Raw genomic sequence first — 1,340 nt, 5'->3', positions numbered from 1 at the left:
TGAACCGTCCCCGGTTCTGTGCCGCTTCTATGCGGGTGCCATCTCCGGTTGGGATGGCGTGTTGAGGTCAGCGTAGTAGCTGGCCTCGAACTCGTCGGGCGGGACGTCGCCGAGGGTGCTGTGCAGGCGTCTGCTGTTGTACCAGTCGACCCATTCGGCGGTGACCCATTCCACGTCGGTGACGGTGCGCAGGGGGCCGTTGCGGAACGGGCTGTCCTCTCGGATGGCTTCGTTCTTGAACAGCCCAATCGTGGACTCGGCCAGTGCGTTGTCGTAAGCGTCGCCGATTGACCCGATCGAGGCGGCGATGCCCTCCAACGCGAGTGTCTCGGCGAAGCTGACCGAGGTGAATTGGCTGCCCGCGTCCGAATGATGGATCAGGCCCTCACCGGCTGGTCGGCCGGCGCGGTCGCGACGCCATAATCCCATCCGCAGTGCGGTGGTCACCAGCGGGGTGGTCTTGGTCGTCGCGGCGTGCCAGCCGACGATCGCCCGGGAGTAGCAGTCGATCACGAACGACACGTAACAGAACCCGGCCCAGGTGCGCACATAGGTGAAGTCCGCCACCCAGCGCAGGTTCGGCGCCGCAGCGGTGAAGTCCCGATCCAGCAGGTCCGGCGCCCGGGTCGCGTTCTTATCCGGGATCGTGGTGCGCACGCCCCGGCCCCGGGTGCGCCCGCGCATGCCCAGTTCTCGCATCAGCCGATCCACTCGGCGCGCCGAGACGGCCAGGCCGCGGCGGCGCAGCAGCGCCGTCATCTTCCGTCGCCCATACATGCTCTCCGGGGTTCCGGCCGTTGCCAGCAGCGCATCGATCACCACCGCATCCGCGTGGTCCCGGGCGCTGGCACCGGCATGCTTCCAGGCCCGATATGTCCGCGCGGCGACCCGCACGCCCTGCGATCGCAGAACAGTGCAGACCGACCCGACCGCGCGGCCTTTCACCCGCTGCTCCTCGATGAACGCGAGGATCAACGGCGTCGGGGGTCGAGTTCCCCGGCGAAGAAAACCGCCGCGTCCTTCAGGATCGCGTTCGCCTCACGCAGCTCACGGTTCTCCCGCTCGAGCCGGCGGATCCGCTCGGACTCGGACGAGGTCACCCCTGCCCGGTCGCCGGCATCCACCTGCGCCTGCCGCACCCAGCGGCGCAGCGACTCCGCACCGATCCCCAACCGCGACGAGACCGTCTCGCACGCGGCCGTCAGGTTCGGATACTCATCCAAGTGATCCAGAACCAGCCGCGTCGCCCGCTGCTTGGTCTCCTCCGGAATCTTCTTCGGCATGATCTCTATCTTCCTTCCACACTCGAAAGGAAGCGGCATCAAACCGGGGACGGTTCA

General features: G+C 67.5%; 1 protein-coding gene. It reads right to left on the bottom strand.

Annotation, left to right across the window (positions count from 1 at the left end; translation table 11 throughout):
- Nucleotides 1-27 precede the first annotated feature (27 nt).
- Nucleotides 28-1,283 (bottom strand): IS3 family transposase gene (locus LLS1_RS19440; protein WP_226658157.1). Its coding sequence is split into 2 segments (ribosomal slippage): nucleotides 28-1,013 and nucleotides 1,013-1,283, totalling 1,257 coding nucleotides; the frame shifts between segments, so codons are not numbered across the junction.
- Between the last annotated feature and the right edge of the window lie 57 nt (nucleotides 1,284-1,340).

Source organism: Leifsonia sp. LS1 (assembly GCF_020521355.1).
Taxonomy (GTDB): domain Bacteria; phylum Actinomycetota; class Actinomycetes; order Actinomycetales; family Microbacteriaceae; genus Leifsonia.
This window is presented reverse-complemented; position numbering and strand designations above follow the sequence as displayed.